General features: G+C 67.6%; 15 protein-coding genes. 6 read left to right on the forward strand and 9 right to left on the reverse strand.

What is annotated here, in order from left to right; translation table 11 throughout:
- The first annotated feature begins 23 nt into the window (after positions 1-23).
- Positions 24-1,112 (forward strand): ROK family protein, encoded by a 1,089-nt coding sequence (locus tag GNX71_RS10060; RefSeq protein WP_206178183.1) that lies wholly within the window; start codon positions 24-26, stop codon positions 1,110-1,112.
- A 9-nt stretch (positions 1,113-1,121) separates the two neighbouring features.
- Here GNX71_RS10060 and GNX71_RS10065 read toward each other — a convergent pair whose 3' ends face one another.
- From GNX71_RS10065 to GNX71_RS10090, 6 genes are all read right to left on the reverse strand, one after another.
- On the reverse strand, positions 1,122-2,876 hold the full coding sequence (locus tag GNX71_RS10065; protein ID WP_206178184.1) for an Ig-like domain-containing protein: 1,755 nt from the start codon (positions 2,874-2,876) through the stop codon (positions 1,122-1,124).
- 343 nt (positions 2,877-3,219) lie between these two features.
- A complete protein-coding gene (locus GNX71_RS10070) occupies positions 3,220-4,770 on the reverse strand; it encodes an efflux transporter outer membrane subunit (protein WP_206178185.1) in 1,551 nt (516 codons plus the stop codon).
- A 15-nt stretch (positions 4,771-4,785) separates the two neighbouring features.
- Positions 4,786-5,913 carry an ABC transporter permease gene (locus GNX71_RS10075; RefSeq protein ID WP_206178186.1) on the reverse strand — a complete coding sequence of 376 codons (1,128 nt, stop codon included), beginning with the start codon at positions 5,911-5,913 and terminating at the stop codon, positions 4,786-4,788.
- Between the two features lie 11 nt (positions 5,914-5,924).
- Positions 5,925-7,061, reverse strand: a complete 1,137-nt coding sequence (locus GNX71_RS10080) for an ABC transporter permease (protein ID WP_206178187.1) — start codon at positions 7,059-7,061, stop codon at positions 5,925-5,927.
- Positions 7,058-8,857: an ATP-binding cassette domain-containing protein gene (locus tag GNX71_RS10085; protein ID WP_206178188.1), complete on the reverse strand. Its 1,800-nt coding sequence runs from the start codon at positions 8,855-8,857 to the stop codon at positions 7,058-7,060. Before GNX71_RS10085 ends, GNX71_RS10080 begins: the two co-directional genes overlap by 4 nt.
- A 172-nt stretch (positions 8,858-9,029) precedes the next feature.
- Positions 9,030-10,040, reverse strand: coding sequence for an HlyD family efflux transporter periplasmic adaptor subunit (locus GNX71_RS10090; RefSeq protein WP_206178189.1), 1,011 nt, complete (start codon positions 10,038-10,040; stop codon positions 9,030-9,032).
- A 100-nt stretch (positions 10,041-10,140) separates the two neighbouring features.
- On the opposite strand from GNX71_RS10090, the gene GNX71_RS10095 reads away from it, so the two are divergent.
- Positions 10,141-10,842, forward strand: a complete 702-nt coding sequence (locus GNX71_RS10095; RefSeq protein ID WP_206178190.1) for a CerR family C-terminal domain-containing protein — start codon at positions 10,141-10,143, stop codon at positions 10,840-10,842.
- On the opposite strand, the gene GNX71_RS10100 is transcribed toward GNX71_RS10095, so the two are convergent.
- Genes GNX71_RS10100 through GNX71_RS10110 form a run of 3 tightly spaced genes read right to left on the reverse strand, consistent with a single transcriptional unit; the run spans position 10,820 to position 14,057 of the window.
- On the reverse strand, positions 10,820-12,199 hold the full coding sequence (locus GNX71_RS10100; RefSeq protein WP_206178191.1) for a phospholipase D-like domain-containing protein: 1,380 nt from the start codon (positions 12,197-12,199) through the stop codon (positions 10,820-10,822). The genes GNX71_RS10095 and GNX71_RS10100 overlap by 23 nt on opposite strands.
- Before the next feature lie 34 nt (positions 12,200-12,233).
- Positions 12,234-12,908 (reverse strand): glutathione S-transferase family protein, encoded by a 675-nt coding sequence (locus GNX71_RS10105; RefSeq protein ID WP_206178192.1) that lies wholly within the window; start codon positions 12,906-12,908, stop codon positions 12,234-12,236.
- Between the two features lie 27 nt (positions 12,909-12,935).
- Entirely contained in the window at positions 12,936-14,057 is a 1,122-nt protein-coding gene (locus tag GNX71_RS10110) for a 5-methyltetrahydropteroyltriglutamate--homocysteine S-methyltransferase (protein ID WP_206178193.1), read from the reverse strand.
- Between the two features lie 148 nt (positions 14,058-14,205).
- Between GNX71_RS10110 and GNX71_RS10115 the strand changes: the two genes are divergently transcribed.
- The 4 genes from GNX71_RS10115 (at position 14,206) to GNX71_RS10130 (ending at position 18,443) form a co-directional block, all read left to right on the forward strand.
- On the forward strand, positions 14,206-15,315 hold the full coding sequence (locus GNX71_RS10115) for an aromatic ring-hydroxylating dioxygenase subunit alpha (protein WP_206178194.1): 1,110 nt from the start codon (positions 14,206-14,208) through the stop codon (positions 15,313-15,315).
- Positions 15,312-16,085: a GntR family transcriptional regulator gene (locus tag GNX71_RS10120; RefSeq protein ID WP_206178195.1), complete on the forward strand. Its 774-nt coding sequence runs from the start codon at positions 15,312-15,314 to the stop codon at positions 16,083-16,085. The genes GNX71_RS10115 and GNX71_RS10120 overlap by 4 nt, the downstream gene beginning before the upstream one ends.
- A gap of 33 nt (positions 16,086-16,118) precedes the next feature.
- Entirely contained in the window at positions 16,119-17,102 is a 984-nt protein-coding gene (locus GNX71_RS10125; RefSeq protein ID WP_206178196.1) for a PDR/VanB family oxidoreductase, read from the forward strand.
- A 156-nt stretch (positions 17,103-17,258) separates the two neighbouring features.
- The gene (locus GNX71_RS10130) at positions 17,259-18,443 is read left to right on the forward strand and encodes an ABC transporter substrate-binding protein (RefSeq protein ID WP_206178197.1); all 1,185 of its coding nucleotides are present in this window, start codon (positions 17,259-17,261) and stop codon (positions 18,441-18,443) included.
- Positions 18,444-18,499: the final 56 nt, after the last annotated feature.

The following is an 18,499-nucleotide window of genomic DNA, read 5'->3' on the forward strand; positions in this document are numbered from 1 at the left end:
GGCGAGGCTCATAGTCGATCGCCATGAAGTCCAAGCCCTCGAAGAAGAAATCCTCTCCCGCCCTCAAGAATGGTTTGCCCGGCCCCGAAGTCCACGGCTTGCGTGAACTCCCCGGCCTGCAGGTCGACGGCTACAGCCTGCAGTTGCGCGACAAGGACGGCTTCGTCGGCGACCAGGCCAGCCAGACCGCCTTCAGGGAATTGCTCGAACGCTGGCGCAAGCGCCGCCGCAAGGAAGGCCGGGATCCGCTGGGCCTCTCGCATTCGCGCAACCTCAGCAAGAAGGAACTCGACCACGCGCTGCAGGCGAAGAAGGCCTCGGAAGCCGCCGACGTGATGCATGGCGCCATCGAGGAGTTCGCCGAAGAGTTGGCCTACGTGATCCAGCGCTTCACCCGTCAGCCCTCATGGCAGAAGGTCGAGCGCATCGTGATCGGCGGTGGCTTTCCCGAAAGCGACGTGGGCGAGCGGGCCATCCTGCAGGCCAGCGCCATCCTCGAGGAGATGGGCGTGCATGTGCAGCTGGGTCGGCTCTCGCACAACGTGGACGACGGCGGCCTGATCGGCTGGGTGCACCTCACGCCGCCGGAGATGCTCAAGGGGCATGACGCCATCCTCGCGGTGGACATCGGCGGCACCAACATCCGCTGCGGCATCGTCAAGACGCGCCACCGCAAGGCGCGCGACTTCTCGCTCGCGAAGGTGGTGCGTCGCGTGAAATGGCGCCATGCCGACGACGGCCCGAATCGCGGCAGCATCGTCGAGCACATCGCCGAGATGCTGGAGGACATGGTGCGCTACAGCGAGCGCAAGAAGATCCGGCTCGCGCCTTTCATCGGCATCGGTTGCCCGGGGCTGATCCGCCGGGATGGATCGATCTCGCGCGGCGCGCAGAACCTGCCGGGCGACTGGGAGAGCCATGCCTTCCATCTGCCGAGCGAGGTGTGGCGCCGCATGCCGATGATCGGCTCGGGCCCGACGCTGGTGCTGATGCACAACGACGCGGTGGTGCAGGGCCTGAGCGAGCTGCCGTTCATGCGCGAGGTGAAGCACTGGGGTGTGCTGACCATCGGCACGGGGCTCGGCAACGCGAGCTTCACGAACCTGCCCTGAGCGGACGGGCTACAGATCTTCGGGCCGCAAGCCTTCGATGCCGACCTGGGCCGAGGTGCTGGCCAAGTTGCCCGCCGCATCGGCAGCACGCACCTCGATGTTCGCGGCACCGGTCTTCGCAGGCGTCCATGCGCAGGCGTAAGGCGCGGCGCGCAGGGTGCACACGGTCTTGCCGTCGATGATGAATTTCAACTCCGAAATGCCGACGTTGTCGGATGCCGTGGCGGTGAGCCGCGTGGCCACGCCTGCCGCGGCCGAAGCCGGCGCGGTCAAGGCGACGGTCGGCACCACGGCATCGGTCGGCGGAGTGACGATCACATTCGCGAAGGCAACCGCTGAGTTGCCAGCCATATCGAGCGCGATCACGCGGATGGTCTGCGTGCCCGGCGCCGTTGGCGTCCACGTACAGGTGTACGGCGACGCTGTGAAGGTGCAGATCGGGAGGCTGTTGGCACCGACCACCTTGATGCCAAAGACGCCCACGTTGTCGACCGCCACCGGTGCAAGGATCGTCGGCTGACCCACCGTGGCCATGGCCGGTGCGGCCAGTGAAACGGTCGGCTTGTAGGCATCGGGAATGCCGAGCGGCAGGTCGATCGTGAAAGCCGCTTGGCCTTGCACCGCCTTCTGTTCGAACGCGTCGAAGATGGTGAACCAGGTCGCGCCCGGTGCACGACCGGGCATCTGCGCCTTCACGAGCAGGTTGGTCTTGCCGACCGCGAAGCAGCTGAAGCCGCAGCGCCAGTCGAACGCGAAGAGGCCGTTGGCATCGGCCACGCCTTGCGCGAGCGGCTCCAGCGGTTTCTGTGCACCCGGGTCGCGCCACACAGAGACCTGCGCGCCTGCGAGCGCGGCACCGGTTTCGCGGTCCGTCACGCGCACCTGCGTGGCGGTGGTCGTGGCCATGTACTTCGAGCTGCCGAGCTTGGGCCAGTCGCTCCAGTCGGTGTTGATGTTGGCCTTGGTGCCTTCGGTGAAGCGGATCATCTCCAGCGTGGCGACGCGGTTGGCGGCGGGGTCGAAGCGCTCTTCGAACACGGTCCCCAGTAACGGATCGAGGCGCCACTGCTGGCGCTGCCACCAGTAGCGGTCGGTGATCCTGGCGAGTTCGAGGTCGGCCTTGGGCGTCACCTCGGTGGTGTCGGTCACGGCGATGGCGCTGTAGTACTCGCCCGAGCCCGCGCCGAACACGTGCTCCAGCTCGTGCAGCAGCGTCTTGAGCTGGCGGCCGAGGTAGTCCTTCTCGGTGGATTCGGGCGCGGCCTTGGTGATGGCGCGCGACAGGCGCAGCGGGTCGTGGATCGCGGTCCAGTTGAGATTCCAGGTCACGCCCTTGGGCGGGAAGGTGGTGCTCGTGGTCAGCCCGCCGTGGCTGTAGCCGCGCTGCGACTTCGAGATGCACAGCACGATCTCGCGCTCGGCCACGCCGTTGAAGCCGCACTGCGGCGCTGAGCCCGGCGAGACGAATTGCAGGTCCTTCGCCGGATCGAAAACGAAGCTGCGCACGGTCTCGCGCGTGAACACGGTGTTGATGTCGGCCACGTACTGCGCGAGCCGGCGGCCCGCTTCGGGCACGCCGATGTCGGCGGCGAGTTGCGGATCGACGAAGAGCTTCAGGCGATGGACGCTCGGCGTGGCACGGCCGACTTCGTCCATGGCCGCCCAGGTGGCGGAACTGAAAGAAGGCAGCAGCAATGCAAAAGCAAAAGGCATGGCTGCGCCCAGCCGGCGCGCACGCGCCAGCAGCGAATAAACGGATCGCATCGATTTTTTCCCCTTGGCTCAGGGGAACCCGGCAGTGATCAAAGGGACATCGCTTCAGGCGATCGGATGGACCCGAACTGCAAGAAGCACCATCTCCCCGCTCATGACCACCTTTGCCGGTCACGCTCCTGCATCGCATCGAGTTCGCCGAGGGCGATACGCCCTGAAGGGCGCCGATGCTTCTGAAGTGCGGGGACTGGTTGCGAATTTACGGAGTGAAGAGCGGACCGCTCATTCCCGAACACGAAACTGCGATAACCAGGAAGGCCTCGATTTTAAATTTCGACCCTGTAGGAATGGGTCTTTCCCGCGTGTCGTCAGTGCCTATTATTTAGGCACTAAATCACGGGGTGGAGGACGGATTGCGCTGGGCCATCACATCGCTGTGTGGCGTGCCGCCGGCCAGTGCCTTGTAGACCGTGACCAAGTTCACAGACAGGCGACTCGTGCTCTGTGCGTGGTCGCGGCGGGCCTGCAAGAGGGCACGGCGCGCGTCGAGTTCGACGCCGAAATCGGTGAGCCCGTTCGCATAGCGCGCATGCGCCAGCACGAGTGCATCGCGGCTTTGGCGCTCGCGCTCGACCAGTTCAGCGTGGCGCTGGCGCTCGGCGCTGTAGGCGTTGAGCGCGGTGTCGATCTCGTGCCAGGCCTTGAGCACCGTTTGCTGGAAGGCCACGGCCGCCTCCTGCTGCTGCAGCTCGCGCAGATCGACCGTGCTGCGGCGGCGGCCGTTGTCGAAGATCGGCAGGCTGAGCGACGGGCCGACATGCCATTGCCGGCCGCCCCAGTCGCCGAAGCGATCGCTCCCGACCGATTCGTAGCCGAAGCCTGCGCCCAGCGTGATGCGCGGATAGAGATCGGCCACGGCCACGCCGACGCGTGCGGTGGCGGCGTGCAGTTGCGCCTCGGCCGCGGCGATGTCGGGGCGGCGCCGTGCGAGGTCTGCGGGGAGGCCGAGTGCGAGGTCGGGCAGCGGTGGCGCGTCGCCCGTGCTGTCGGTGGTGGCATCGGCCAGTTCGGTGTTCAGCATGCCGGGCGGTGCGCCGATCAGCAGCGTGATGCGGTTCATCGCATCGGCTTCCTGTTGCAGCAGCGAGGGAATGCGCGCGCGCAGTTCGGCCAGCAGGGTGCGCTGGCGCACCGGGTCGAGGTCGGTAACGAGCCCGCCATCGGCGCGCGCCTGCACGAGCTCGAGCGACTCGGCGGCGGCCGCGATGTCGGCGCGCGCAATGCGCAGTTCGCGCTGCGTGCCGCGCAGTTCGAAGTAGTTGCGCGCGAGCTCGGCCTGCACGCTGAGTCCGGCCTGCTGCAGCATCGCGGCTGAAGCCGCTGTATCGGCGTCGGCCGCTTCCACCGCGCGTCGAACGCGGCCCCAGAGGTCGATTTCCCACGAGGCATCGAAGCCCGCCTGGTAGAGGTTGTAGGGCTCGCTGAGCGTGCGGATCAACTGCTCCTTGTTGGCGACCGAGGAGCCCAGCGCATCGATCATCCGCGTGGCCGCGCCGCTCTCGCTTTGCCGTTGCCGCGTGACGCCCGCGCTGGCGTTGACCTGCGGCCCGCGCTGGGCCGCCGTGGTGGCGCGCTGCACGCGGCTCTGTGCGAAGCGCAATGCGGCGGTCTGCAGGTCGGGATTGGCGGTGAGCACCATCGCTTGCAGCCGATCGAGCATCGGGTCGTTGAAGGCCTTCCAGTCGCCGGGCGTGAGGGATGCCGTGGGCGCGGTGCGGCGTTCGGCGCCAAGCAATGCGGGCGAGCCACCGTGCCAGGCCGACCAGTCGGCGGGCGCGTGTGGCTCCGAGGGCTTGTGGTCGGGACCCACGGCACAACCGCCGACGAGGAGTGCCAGCGCAGCAGCGGCCAGCGCGTTGCATGTGAAATGGAGAGTGAGAGGCATGAGGTGCTCCCGTGTTCAGACAAGACGATTGCGAAAGAGCCAGGCCGCCAGCGGCAGCGTGACGACCGCGATGATCGAGAGCGGAATCAGGTTGTGCCACACCGTGCCCAGCCCCACGCCCTCGAGGTACACGCGCTGCACCAGGTCGATGGCAAAGCGCAGCGGATTGGCCAGGGTGATCACCTGCAGCACGTGCGGCATGTTGCGCACCGGCGTGGTCAGGCCCGACAGCAGCATCATCGGCATCAGCAGCACGAAGGTGTAGAGCATGGCCTGCTGCATGTTGGCCGATACCGCCGAGATCGAGAGGCCGATGCCCACGCTCGCGACCGTGAAGAAGATGAGCCCGGTGTAGAGCGTGACCAGCGAGCCCGCCATCGGAATGCCGAACCAGAACATCGCCACCAGCAGGATCAGCGACGACTGCACGAGCCCGACCAGCACCGGCGGCAGCGCCTTGCCGATCATGATTTCGAGCGGCGACATCGGCGTCACCAGCAACTGGTCGAAGGTGCCTTGCTCGCGTTCGCGCGCCACCGAGAGCGCGGTGAGCAGCAGCGTCTGCAGCATGCTGAGCGCGGCGATCATGCCGGGCAGGAGGTTCCAGCGCGTCTCCAGGTTCGGGTTGAACCAGGCGCGCGATTCGATGACCAGCGGCGTTGGCGGTGCGCCCGCGCGCGTGCGCAGCTCGGCGTTGTAGCGCTCGACCACCGCGTTCACATAACCGGCCGCCGATCCCGCCGTGTTGGAGTTGCGCGCATCGAGAATCAGCTGGATGGGCGCGGGCTGCCCCGCGCTGAGCTGCCGCTCGAAGTCCGGCGCGATCTGGATCACGAGCAGCGCCTTCTCGGTGTCGATCACCTCGCGGATGTCGGCCTGCGTGCGCAGCGTGGCCACGCGGTGGAACACGCCCGTGCTGTCCAGGTGCGCGATGAGTTCCGTCGCCGCGCCGGTGCGGCTCTGGTCGAGCAGCGCATAGGGCACGTTGGTGAGGTCATAGGTGGCGCCGTAGCCGAAGATCAGGCTCTGCAGCAGCGCGGGTGCGATCAGGATGGCGCGCGTGGCCGGGTCCTTGAGGATGGTCAGCAACTCCTTGCGGCAGAGGTTGGCGACGCGGGCGAAGAAGTCGATCAGGGCGGTCATGGATGCGGCTTTCAGTCGAGGCTCTTGCGCGTCACCGCGCGGGCCAACATGAGCAAGCCCACTGCGTACGCCAGCAGGATCAGGCAGTTGCGCCAGATCAGCGGCCAGACGTCGCCCGCGAGGAACAGCGTCTTGATCAGGTCCATGAAGTAGGTGGCCGGCAACACATGGCCGATGACCCACACGGCCGTGGGCACGTTGCGCAGGTCGAACAAAAAGCCCGACAGCATCATCGAAGGCATGAAGGTCGCGATCAGCGCGACCTGGCTCGCAAGGAACTGGTTGCGCGTGACCGACGAGATCACGAGGCCCAGGCTCACCGCCACGATCAGGTAGAGCATCGAGCTGAACACCACCACGAACAGCGAGCCGTACATCGGCACCGCGAAAAGAAAGCGCGCGGCCAGCAGGCAGAGCGCCAGGCCCAGCATGCCGACGCCGAAATACGGAATGATCTTGGCCAGCAGTATCTCGACGGGCCGCACCGGCGTGACGAACAGCGCCTCGAGCGTGCCGCGTTCCCATTCGCGCGCCATCACCAGCGCGGTGAGGAAGGCGCCCACCAGCGTCATGATCAGCACGATCAGCCCCGGCACGAGGTACCAGGTGCTGGTGTTCGCGGCGTTGAACCACATGCGCTGCTCGACGGTGACGTTGCCCACGGGCGGCGCGTCTGCGCCAGAGGTGCTGCCGAGGCGGTCGGCCTGCCGCACGGCGGTCTGGGCGAGGGCACCACTCACGTAGGCGAGGATGATGGTCGCGCGGCCCGCGTCGGCGCCATGCACGATCAACTGCACGCGCGCGTTGCCCGCGGCCAGCGCGCGCGAGAAGTCGCTCGGAATGCGCACGATGCCATCGACCTTGCGCTCGCGCATCAGTTCCTCGGCGTCGTGCATCGAGCCGAGCAGCACCGGCGCGATGGTGGGCGAGAGCTGCAGGCCGGCAATGGCCTCGTGCGCGGTCGGCGAGGCGTCTTCCATCACCACGGCCACCGGTGCGTTCTTCACGTCGAGCGACATGCCGTAGCCGAAGATCAGGATCAGCACCATCGGCAGCAGGATGCCGATCGCGAGGTTGCTGCGGTCGCGCAGCAGCTGGCGGAATTCCTTGCGCGTGAGGGAAATCAGGCGTGACCAGAAGCCGCTCATGCCGTCGCTCCTTCCGGTTGCTTCGCCGCGGCTTCCTTGCCCTGGCGCCGCGCCTTCTCGACGATGCCGATGAAGGCCTGCTCCATGTCGATGCGCTTGCCGCCGTCTTCGCCCTCGAGCGCCTGCGTGCGCACTTCCTGCGGCGTGCCGATGGCGAGCACCTTGCCCGCGTCCTGGATCACGATGCGGTCGCAGTACTCGGCCTCTTCCATGAAGTGCGTGGTGATGACGATGGTGGTGCCGCCTTCGGCTAGCGCGGTGATGCGGCGCCAGAATTCGCGGCGCGCGAGCGGATCGGCACCGCTCGTAGGTTCGTCGAGGAACAGGATCTCGGGCTCGTGCAGGAGGCCGGTGGCCATGGCCAGGCGCTGCCGGTAGCCGCCCGGCAACTGGCCGCTGGGCGCATCGAGCTCGCGTTCGAGATCGAACTGGTGCAGCACCGTGTCCATGCGGTCGCGCAGCCGCTGCCCGCGCAGGCCGTAGGCACCGCCGAAGAACGAGAGGTTCTCGCGCACCGTGAGGTTGCCGTAGAGCGCAAACTTCTGCGAGACGTAGCCGATGCGCTGGCGGGCCTCTGCGCGCGCATGGCGCAGATCGACGCCGGCCACGCGCAACTGGCCACCGCTCGCGGGCAGGAGGCCGCAGAGCATGCGGAAGGTGGTGGTCTTGCCCGCGCCGTTGGGGCCGAGCAGGCCGAAGATCTCGCCGCGCCGCACCGAGAAGCTGGTGCTGGCCACGGCGACGAAATCGCCGAAGCGGCGCACGAGGTCCTTCACTTCGATGACGACCTCGTCGGGGTCGCCCTCGGCGGGGCTGGTGGTCGCGACTGCAGTGGTGCTCGGTGCGGATGCCTGCTGCGTGCGCAGCAGCGTCATGAAGCCGTCTTCGAGCCGTGGCGGCACCGGCTCCGCGCGGGCACCGGCCAGCAGTGTGGCAAGCGCCGCATCGTCCGTGTCCTTGCGGCGGATGAAGTGCACCTCGCCGCCTTGCGGCACGGCATCGACGATGTCCTGCTGCGCATCGAGCAGGCGGGCCTGCATCAGGCGCGGCGGCTCGCCCGCCGGCGGCGCGGCGATGAAGCACAGGCCCTGCGCGTGGTCGCGAATCTCGGCCGGCGTGCCCTCGGCCAGCAGCTTGCCCTCGCGCAGCACGAACACATGGCTGCAGCGCTCGGCCTCGTCGAGGTAGGCGGTGCTCACGATCACCGAGAGCTTCTCGTCGTCCACCAGCTGCTGCACGATCTGCCAGAGCTCGCGCCGCGAGAGCGGATCGACGCCGACGGTGGGCTCGTCGAGCAGCAGCAGGTCGGGCGAGCGCACCAGCGTGCAGGCCAGGCCCAGCTTCTGCTTCATGCCGCCCGAGAGCTTGCCCGCGGGGCGGTCGGTGAAGCGGCCGAGGTCGGTCATCTCCATCAGCCGGGCGTAGCGCTCGCGGCGCTTGTCCTTCGACACGCCATGCAGGTCCGCGTAGAGGTCGAGGTTCTCCTGCACGCTCAAGTCGTCGTAGAGGCCGAAGCGCTGCGGCATGTAGCTGATGCGGTCCTGCACCGCCTGCGGGTCGGCCGAGACGTCGATGCCGAGCACGCGCAGCTCGCCTTCGTCGGCGCGCATGAGGCCCGCCATGAGGCGCAGCAGCGTGGTCTTGCCCGCGCCGTCCGGACCGACGAGCGCGGTGAGCGTGCCCGCGGGGATGTCGAGCGACACGCCGGCGAGCGCACGCACGGGCTGCTTCGACGACTTGAGCGTGAAGCGCTTGTGCAGGGAGCGTCCGGCCACGGCCGGCCCGGTGTCAGGCATTCGGCAGCCTCCCGTGGGTTTTGCTCCTTCCCCCTCTGGGGGAAGGTTGGGATGGGGGCACGACGGCGCCGGTTGTGCCTTGGTGTTTCATCGAACGCCGCTTGCCCCCACCCCAACCCTCCCCCAGAGGGGGAGGGAGCAATGCAGGCGCAGGGGTTGCGAGCTGCGTCATTCAGGACTGCCCCGTCGAAGAAAGCTGCAGCCGCACGGTGGCCGGCATGCCGAGCCGCAGTCGGTCCTGCTTGTCGTCGACCATCACGCGGATCTCGTAGACGAGGCTGCTGCGCAACTCTTCCGTCTGCACGGTCTTGGGCGTGAACTCCGCCACCGACGCGATGTAGCCGACCTTGCCGGCGATGGCCTCGCCGGGCTGGCTGTCGGTGGTCACGCGCGCGGCCTGGCCCGGCTTCACGCGGCCGAGGTCGGCCTCGGCCACATAGGCGCGCACCCACTTGGGATCGGTGATGGCGAGCGTGAAGGCCGGGCGCTGCGGCGAGGCCATGTCGCCGGGTTCGAGCAGGCGCGCGCGCACCACCGCGTCGATGGGCGCCTTCAGCTCGGCCTCGGTGAGCTGGTGGTTCATGAGCGCGAGGTCGGCGCGCGCGGATTCGAGCTGGGCCTGCGCCTGCGCGATGTCTTCCTTGCGCGGGCCGGTGACGACGAGCTGCTGCGCCTTGCGGGCGTTGTCGAGCTGGGCGAGCGCGACCTTGCGTCTGGCCTGCGCGCTGTCGAGGTCCTGCTGGCTCACCGCGCGGCCGGCGGTGGTCTGGCTGATGCCCTGCAGGCGCGCGAGCTGCTGCTGTGCAAGGTCTGCATCGGCCTGCGCGGCGGCCACCTGCGCGCCGGCCTGCGCCACCTCCTCGGGGCGGCTGCCGGTCTTCAAACGCAGCAGGGCCTGCTCCTGCACGCCGATGCGCGCCTGCGACTGCGCCACGCGCAGCACGAGCGTGCGGGTGTCGAGCTTGCCGAGCAGTTGCCCGGCCCGGACGTGGTCGCCTTCGCGCACCGCGAGCTCGGCCACGCGGTCGTTGGCATTGAAGGCGAGCGAGACCTGGCGCACATCGACGTTGCCGTAGAGCACGAGCTGGTCCGACGGCGTGGCCGAGCGGTTGAAGTACCACCAGCCGCCGGCCACGGCGACCAATGCAACGACAGCCACGGCGATGAGGGGTTTCTTGTTCATGGGTCGGGTTCCTGCCCGTTTCCAGAACGGGGTGCGGCCGGATGTTATCAAATTGAAATTTGAATTTGAATTATTTCTTTGGTTCGATTAACCTCGACCCATGGCCACCCGTTCTTCCAATAGTTCTCCTGCGCGCACGCAGCGCACCGACGGCAACACCACGCGCCTGCACATCCTGGAGACCGCGGGCCAGCTGTTTGCCGAGCGCGGTTTCGCCGAGAGCACGAGCAAGGAAATCTGTACCCGCGCGGGCACCAACATGGCCGCGATCAACTACCACTTCAACGGCCGCGACGGGCTCTACGAGGCCGTGCTGATCGAGGCGCACCGCCAGCTCGTGAGCATCGACGAGCTGGTCAGCCTGGCCAGCGTGCAGACCGATCCGCGCCTGAAGCTGCGCGCCTTTCTCACCCACATGGTCGAGCTGGGCAGCCAGCCCACGGCGCCCTGGGGATTTCGCGTGGTGCTGCGCGAAGCCCTGTCGCCGTCGCCGGCGATGCCCGTGATGATCAAGCGGGCGGTGCTGCCCAAGGCCAAGCTGCTGCGCGGGCTGATCGGCGAGATCATGGCGTTGCCCGACGACCATCCCACGGTGCAGCGCGCGCTGATGTTCACCGTGCTGCCATGCATCGTGATGATGGTGGCGCCCAAGGACCTGGGCAACAAGGTGCTGCCGGCGATCAAGGACACGGAGGCGCTCGCGGACGACCTGATGCGCTACGTGTTCGCCGGCATCGACGCCCTGATGAAAGGCGCGACAGCCTCCGCGCCGGCTGCCTCTAAAGCTGGAAAGCGACGGTGAGCAGCAGCCCCTCGGCCACGTCGCGCACGAGGCCCGGGCGCCGCGCGCGATAGGGCTCGCCGGCCGAGGCCGTGGTGTCGATCCACTCGGCGAGCCAGTCGATCTCGTGCGGGCCGTAGAACACGACGTTCGCCTCGTGGTTCAGCAGCAGGCTGCGCAGGTCGAGATTGATCGAGCCGCACATCGCGAGCTCATGGTCGACCACCACCGCCTTGGCATGCGCCATGAAAGGCAGCATGCGAAAGCTCACGCCCGCGCGCGCCAGGTCGCGCATGGCGCGGGCGCGCACGAAGTCGGCCAGGCGGTGGTTCGACTGCGCGGGCATCGCGATCGTCACCTGCACGCCGCGTCGTGCCGCGAGCCGCAGCGCATCGCGTAGGCCGTCGCCGGGCACGAAGTAGGGCGTGATCGCGAGGATGCGGTGCTCGGCGCGGAAGCACGCGTCGATGAGCAGCGCGTGCGCGGTGTCTTCGGTCTGGTCGGGCCCGCTCGGCAGGAACTGCGCCATCGCGGTGCCGGGGCCCTGCGGCACGTCGTCGCAGGCGATGGCGCGTGCCTTGCGCGAGCGCACCGAGCTCCAGTCGTGATCGAACTGGCGGGCCGCGGCGGCCGCCACGTTGCCGCGCAGGTCGAACGAGAGATCGCGCCACGCCTCGGGGTGCTTGGCATTGCCCGTGAAGTACTCGCCCGCGAGGTTGCGCCCGCCCGACCAGAGCCAGCTGTCGTCGGCGATGGTGAACTTGCGGTGGTTGCGCAGGTTGCGCGGCCCGGTGCGGCGCAGGCTGAAGAAGGGACGGAACACCGCCACCTCGCCGCCCGCCGCGCGCAGCAGGTCGAAGTGATGGCGTGGCAGCGAGAGCGCGCCGAAGCCGTCGAGCAGCACCCGCACCTTGATGCCTTCGCGCGCCCGCTGCGCAAGCCGCGCGAGCACCGCGTGGCCGAGCGGGTCGTCGCCGATGATGAAGGTGCACACGTCGATGCGCTCGCGCGCGCCGTCGATCACCTCGAACAGCGCGAGCCGCGCGTGCTCGCCGTCGGCATGCAGGCGGATCGCGCAGCGCCCCGGCGGCGCGAGGCCGAAGCTCTCGATCAGGTCGGCAGCCCAGTGCCCCGGCGGCACCGAGCGCGGTGGACGCGGCGAGCCGGCCGGGCGCAGCTTGCGCTGGCCGAACAGCAGGTACATCGGCAGGATCAGGTAGGGCATCAGCACCAGCCCCATCACCCAGGCGATGGCGGTGGTGGGCGCGCGCTGCTCGCGGCGCGCGCGCGTGCTCAGTACGTAGACAAGCAGCGCAAAAGTGACGACGAGGAAATGCTGCGAGGGAGAAGGCAGCCAGTCGAACCCTGTATTCGGCATGGGCACCATGATGCCTCAGCGGGCTGGGGCCCGATCAGCGTTGCAGGAAGGCGGGCACGCCGCGGCCTTCGGAGGCGAGGAATTTCATCATCGGATCGACCACCGCATGCACCGCGGGCCGGTCGCGCACGCGGTTGCGCCAGGCGATGAGGCGCGGCGTCGCATCGGTCATGCCGGCGCCCTTGCGGTCGGCAAAGATGCAGGCCATGTAGAAGGCGATGTCCGCGAAGGAGTAAGGGCCCGCGAGGTACTCGCGCCCGGCGAGCAGGCCTTCCATCTCGCCGTAGTAGCGCGCGCAGGCGGCGCATGCGGCAACGGCGGGCGCGCTCCGCATGTCGTGCTGCAGCCCGAAGAGCTTGATGACGTTCGGAAAGAACACCTCATCGGACTTCTGCTCCAGCTGCCGCGCTCGTGCCCGGTCGGCAATGCCTTCGGGCCACAGGGCAGGGCTGGGATGCCGGTCTTCGAGATACTCGAAGATCTGCGTCGAGTCGAAGAGTTCGACCTCGCCGTCCATCAGCACCGGCACCTGCTGCTTGACGGGGTTGATGCGCAGCACGTCCGGATGCTTGGGCTCGTAGGCGTCGTCCTTGGTGAACGGCACCATCGTGAGCTCGAAGGGAAGGCCTTTTTCGAGCGCGGCGATCTGCACCTTCGCGCCGAACATGCTGAGGGGGCCTGAAAGGATTTTTGTGATGGTCGTCGTCATGCCCCCGACTTCACCAGAAACCGCGCCTCAGGTCGAGCCCCAGACCTCCTGCGCCGTCTCGACCACCAGGCGAAGCTTGTTGCGCTGCGCTTCCACCGCGATGTTGTTGCCGTGCACGGTGCTCGAGAAGCCGCACTGCGGCGAGAGCGCGAGCTGGTCGAGCGAGGCGTACTTCGAGGCGTCCTCGATGCGGCGCTTGAGTTCGTCCTTGTCTTCCATCTCGCCGAACTTGGTGGTCACGAGGCCCAGCACCACCGTCTTGCCCTTGGGCAGGTAGCGCAGCGGCTTGAAGTCGCCCGAGCGGGCGTCGTCGTATTCCATGAAGTAGGCGTCCAGGTCCATCTCCTTCAAGAGTGCCTCGGCCACCGGCTCGTAGTTGCCGGCCGCGGCATGCGTGCTCTTGAAGTTGCCGCGGCACAGGTGCATGGCCAGCAGCATGCCTGGGGGCTTCTGCGCGACCACCTTGTTGATGAAGGCCGCATAGCGATGGGGCAGCTCGTTCGGGTCGTCGCCACGCTTGCGCGCGGCTTCGCGCATGTGCTCGTCGCAGAGGTAGGCGAGGTTGGTGTCGTCCATCTGCACATAGGTGCAACCGGCCGCGGCCAGCGAGCGCAATTCGTCGCCGTAGGCCTTGGCCACGTCGTCGTAGAACACCGGGTCGAGCTCGGGGTACGCGTCTTTGCTGATGCCGGCGCGGCCGCCGCGGAAGTGCAGCATGGTGGGCGAAGGGATGGTCACCTTCGGCGTGCGGCCCGCGGAGACCTGGCTCTTGAGGTACTGGAAATCGGCGAGCTGGATGTCCTTGATGTGGCGCACCTTGTCGATCACGCGCATCGCGGGCGGCGCCAGTTCCTCGGTGCCGTCGGGCTTGCGGATGGTGACCGGAATGTCGGTCTTCACGCCGCCGAGCTGGTCGAGGAAGTCGATGTGGAAATACGTGCGGCGGAATTCGCCGTCGGTGATGCTTTTCAGGCCGATGTCTTCCTGGAACTTGACGATCTCGGTGATGGCCTTGTCTTCGACCGTGCGCAGTTGCTCGGGCGTGATCTCGCCCTTGGCTTTCTGCTCACGCGCTTCGAGCAGGTATTTGGGGCGCAGGAAACTGCCGACGTGGTCGTAGCGTGCGGGCAGGGCGGCGTGCTGGGACATGGGGTGAACTCCGTCGTGGGCTGATAACGAACGGAGCATCCTATCGCCTTCGAAAGCGGCTTGTTTGTATACGTTAATGTCAGTGTTTACCCTTGAATTAGGCGTTTCGAAGTAGATATTTTCTGATTTCTGTATACATTGGGTATTCATGAAAACGCCCACGAACGCCTTTCCATTGAACGCCTGGTACGCCGCCGCCTACGACGTCGAAGTGCGCCACGCGCTCCTGCCCCGCACCATCTGCAACCAGAAGGTGGTGCTGTTCCGCCGCACCGACGGGCAGGTCGCCGTGCTCGAAGACGCCTGCTGGCATCGCCTCATGCCGCTGTCGCTCGGCCGCCTCGAAGGCGACGAGCTGGTCTGCGGCTACCACGGCCTCGTCTACAACAGCCAGGGCCGCTGCACCCACATGCCGAGCCAGGAAACGCTCAACCCCTCGGCGTGCGTGCGCAGCTTTCCCGTGGTCGAGAAGCACCGCTTCGTGTGGATCTGGCCCGGCGATCCGGCCAAGGCCGACCCGGCGCTGGTGCCTGACATGCACTGGAACGACGACCCCGCCTGGGCCGGCGACGGCAAGATGATTCGCGTCAACTGCGACTACCGGCTCGTGGTCGACAACCTCATGGACCTCACGCACGAGACCTTCGTGCACGGCTCGTCGATCGGCAACCGCGAAGTGGCCGAGGCGCCTTTCGTCGCCACGCACGGCGACCGCTCGGCGACCGTCACGCGCTGGATGGAAGGCATCGATGCGCCGCCGTTCTGGGGCGGCCAGATCCGCCATGCGCGCGGCTACACGGGCAAGGTCGACCGCTGGCAGATCATTCGTTTCGAAAGCCCGTGCACGGTGAACATCGACGTCGGCGTGGCCGAGGCGGGCAGCGGCGCAGTGCCGAAGAACGGCGACCCCGGCGACCGCAGCAAGGGCGTCAACGGCTACGTGCTCAACACCATCACGCCCGAGACCGACAAGACCTGCCTGTACTTCTGGGCCTTCGCACGCAACTACTGCCTCGGCGAGCAGCGCCTCACGCACGAGCTGCGCGAGGGCGTGGCCGGCATCTTCCGCGAGGACGAGCTGGTGCTCGAAGCCCAGCAGAAGGCGATGGACGACCACCCCGACCACCAGTTCTACAACCTCAACATCGACGCCGGTTCGATGTGGGCACGCCGCTTGATCGATCGCATGGTCGAGAAGGAAAAGCCCGCGCGCGCCGCGATCCCGATCCGTCCCGTCGAAGAGAAGCAGGCCGCATGAAGGGCGCAGTGGTTTCCCCCATCGAGCCCGGCGACACCGGCAGCTCGCAGGCCGTGAAGGCGCAGTTGCGGCTGCGCGAAATGATCCTTGCGGGCGAACTGCCCGGCGGCGCGCGCATCGCCGAGGTCGCCATTTCCGAACAGCTCGGCGTGTCGCGTACCCCGGTGCGCAGCGCATTGATGCGTCTTGAACAGGAAGGCCTGCTCGAAGCGCTGCCCAACGGCGGCTACGCGGTGCGCACGTTCTCCGAGCGCGATGTGGCCGATGCCATCGAACTGCGCGGCACGCTCGAAGGCCTGGTCGCCCGGCTCGCGGCCGAGCGCGGCGCGGCGCCCGTGGTGCTGCGCGAAGCGCGCGCATGCCTGACCCGCATCGACGAGCTGCTGCGCGAACCCGCGCTCGACGACGCGGCGTTCTCCCGCTACGTCACGCACAACGAGAAATTCCATGCGCTGCTGTGCGAGATGGCCGGCAGCCCGGTTATCGCGCAGCAACTGGAGCGCGTGGTCAACCTGCCGTTCGCCTCGCCCTCGGGCTTCGTCATCGTGCAGGCCAATTCGCCGGCCGCGCGCGACATGCTCGTGATCGCGCAGGACCAGCACCTGCAGGTGCTCGACGCCATCGAATCCGGCGAGGGCTCGCGCGCCGAGGCGCTGATGCGCGAGCACAGCCGCATCGCGCGACGCAACCTGCGCGAGGCGCTGCACGGCACGCCGACCGCCGAGCAGCGCCCGCTGCCCGGCGTGCAGCTGATCCGCCGACGCGGCTGATCGATTTCTCTTTTTCCCTGTTGGTGTTCCCCGATGAAAAGCGATCTTCAATGGATGCAGGCGCAGGTCGCTGCGCTGCGCGACGTCACCCCCACGGTGCGCGAGTTCGAACTCCGGCCCGAGGCGGGCTTTGCCGTGTCGTATGAACCCGGCGCCCACCTGCAGGTGCAGGTGATGACGGCGCAGGGCAGGCTGCAGACCCGCTCGTACTCGCTGGTCGGCGAGGGCGACGGCCAGTGCTGGCGCATCGCGGTCAAGCGCCTGGACGACGGCCGCGGTGGCTCGCTCGCCATGTGGCAACTGGCGCCCGGCGACCGCCTGCAGGTGAGCGCGCCGCAAAACCACTTTCCGCTCGACCTCTCCGCGCCCGGCTACCTGCTGGTGGCGGGCGGTATCGGCATCACGCCGCTGGTGCTGATGGCGCAGCGCCTGGGCGCCCATGCAAAGCGCAGCGGCGTGCCGGTGAAGATGCTCTACGGCGCCCGCCATGCCGGCGAATTCGGCTATCTCCCGCACTTGCAGGAGGCGTTGGGCGAAGGCGTCGTCGCGCACGAAGGCGCGGCCCCCATCGACTTTGCCGCCGCCATCGCCGAGTTGCCGCCTGGCGGCCAGCTCTACACCTGCGGCCCGGTGCCGATGCTCGAAGCCGTCAAGCGCGCCTGGGAGGCGGCCGGCCGTGCCCCTGCGGACCTGCGCTTCGAGACCTTCGGCAGCAGCGGCCGCCTCGCGACGCAGGCCTTCACGGTGCGCATCCCCCGGCACGACCTGGCGATCACGGTGCCTGCCGATTGCACGCTGCTCGAAGCACTCGACGCGGCCGGCGTGCAGACGCTCTGGGACTGCAAGCGCGGCGAATGCGGCCTCTGCGCCATGGACGTGCTCGCGGTCGATGGCGAAGTCGATCACCGCGACGTGTTCCTGAGCGCCGACGAAAAAGCGGCCACCACCCGCATCTGCGCCTGTGTGTCACGTGCCGTGGGTACGCTCACGCTCGATTCCGCTTATCGCGCCGACTAGCTGAAGCACCTTGCGCGATCATCGCGCAGTTCATTTATTGATCGCGCAACAAAGGCCCGCGCGAGGGGCCGGCTAGGTGATTGCCTGCTCCGCCGAATGTTGCAAAGTGTTGAAAATAGCCCCGGTTTCGCATTCCGTCCCTCCTAGGAAAACCTCATGCAAAGACGCCATCTCATCCAGACCGCGGGCCTCTCGGCGATCGCGCTCTCCGCCGCGCTCGCGGCGCCCTTCGCCAGCGCCCAGGACAACAAGTTCAAGATCGGCCTGATCCTCCCGATGACCGGCCAGTCGGCCTCCACCGGCCGCCAGATCGAAGCCGCGGCGCGCTTGTACATGGCGCAGAACGGCGACACCGTGGCCGGCAAGAAGATCGAGCTGATCGTCAAGGACGACACGGGCCTGCCCGACGTGACCAAGCGCCTCGCGCAGGAACTGGTGGTGAACGACAAGGTCAACGTGCTCGCCGGCTTCGGCCTCACGCCGCTGGCCCTGGCCGTGGCACCGATTGCCACGCAGTCGAAGACGCCCGAGGTCGTGATGGCCGCGGCCACCTCCAGCATCACCGAAGCCTCGCCCTACATCATTCGCTCCAGCTTCACGCTGCCGCAGGTGTCGGTCGCCATGGGCGACTGGGCGCCGAAGAACGGCGTGAAGACGGTGGTGACGCTCGTGGCCGACTACGGCCCCGGTAACGACGCCGAGAAGTTCTTCAGCGAGCGCTTCCAGCTCAACGGCGGCAAGGTGATCGAAAAACTCCGCGTGCCGCTGCGCAACCCCGACTTTGCGCCGTTCCTGCAGAAGGTGCGCGATGCCAAGCCCGATGCGCTGTTCGTCTTCGTGCCCTCGGGCGCGGGCGCGGCGGTGATGAAGCAGTTCCTGGAACGCGGCATGGACAAGGCCGGCATCCGCATGATCGCCACCGGCGACGTGACCGATGACGATCAACTGAACGACATGGGCGACGGCGCGCTCGGCGTGGTCACCTCGCACCACTACTCGGCCGCGCACCCGTCGGCCGCGAACAAGAAGTTCGTCGAGGCCTTCCAGAAGGCCAACCCCAAGATGCGCCCCAACTTCATGGCCGTCGGCGGCTATGACGGCATGCGCGTGATCTACGAAGCGCTCAAGACCACCAAGGGCCAGGGCGGCGGCGAAGCGCTGCTGGCGGCCATGAAGGGCCAGGTCTTCGAGAGCCCGCGCGGCCAGGTGCTGATCGATGCGCAAACGCGCGACATCGTGCAGGACGTGTACCTGCGCAAGGTCGAGAAGAAGGACGGGCAGCTCTACAACGTCGAGTTCGACGTGATCAAGGGCGTGAAGGACCCCGGCAAAGCCAAGTAAGGCCCCCGACCGTTCGGACGACCCCGTCCGTTCGGCCTGAGCTTGTCGAAGGCTTG

Origin of the sequence: Variovorax sp. RKNM96 (genome assembly GCF_017161115.1) — a bacterium.
In the GTDB taxonomy this organism is placed as follows: Bacteria; Pseudomonadota; Gammaproteobacteria; order Burkholderiales; family Burkholderiaceae_C; genus Variovorax.

Excerpts from the sequence above, each read along its gene's own strand:
- GNX71_RS10115 (WP_206178194.1), top strand. The coding sequence starts at position 14,206 with ATGAAAACGCCCACGAACGCCTTTCCATTGAACGCCTGGTACGCCGCC.
- GNX71_RS10070 (WP_206178185.1), bottom strand. The coding sequence starts at position 4,770 with ATGCCTCTCACTCTCCATTTCACATGCAACGCGCTGGCCGCTGCTGCG.
- GNX71_RS10080 (WP_206178187.1), bottom strand. The coding sequence starts at position 7,061 with ATGAGCGGCTTCTGGTCACGCCTGATTTCCCTCACGCGCAAGGAATTC.
- GNX71_RS10090 (WP_206178189.1), bottom strand. The coding sequence starts at position 10,040 with ATGAACAAGAAACCCCTCATCGCCGTGGCTGTCGTTGCATTGGTCGCC.
- GNX71_RS10060 (WP_206178183.1), top strand. The coding sequence starts at position 24 with ATGAAGTCCAAGCCCTCGAAGAAGAAATCCTCTCCCGCCCTCAAGAAT.
- GNX71_RS10095 (WP_206178190.1), top strand. The coding sequence starts at position 10,141 with ATGGCCACCCGTTCTTCCAATAGTTCTCCTGCGCGCACGCAGCGCACC.
- GNX71_RS10105 (WP_206178192.1), bottom strand. The coding sequence starts at position 12,908 with ATGACGACGACCATCACAAAAATCCTTTCAGGCCCCCTCAGCATGTTC.
- GNX71_RS10085 (WP_206178188.1), bottom strand. The coding sequence starts at position 8,857 with ATGCCTGACACCGGGCCGGCCGTGGCCGGACGCTCCCTGCACAAGCGC.
- GNX71_RS10130 (WP_206178197.1), top strand. The coding sequence starts at position 17,259 with ATGCAAAGACGCCATCTCATCCAGACCGCGGGCCTCTCGGCGATCGCG.
- GNX71_RS10075 (WP_206178186.1), bottom strand. The coding sequence starts at position 5,913 with ATGACCGCCCTGATCGACTTCTTCGCCCGCGTCGCCAACCTCTGCCGC.
- GNX71_RS10125 (WP_206178196.1), top strand. The coding sequence starts at position 16,119 with ATGAAAAGCGATCTTCAATGGATGCAGGCGCAGGTCGCTGCGCTGCGC.
- GNX71_RS10120 (WP_206178195.1), top strand. The coding sequence starts at position 15,312 with ATGAAGGGCGCAGTGGTTTCCCCCATCGAGCCCGGCGACACCGGCAGC.
- GNX71_RS10110 (WP_206178193.1), bottom strand. The coding sequence starts at position 14,057 with ATGTCCCAGCACGCCGCCCTGCCCGCACGCTACGACCACGTCGGCAGT.
- GNX71_RS10100 (WP_206178191.1), bottom strand. The coding sequence starts at position 12,199 with ATGCCGAATACAGGGTTCGACTGGCTGCCTTCTCCCTCGCAGCATTTC.
- GNX71_RS10065 (WP_206178184.1), bottom strand. The coding sequence starts at position 2,876 with ATGCGATCCGTTTATTCGCTGCTGGCGCGTGCGCGCCGGCTGGGCGCA.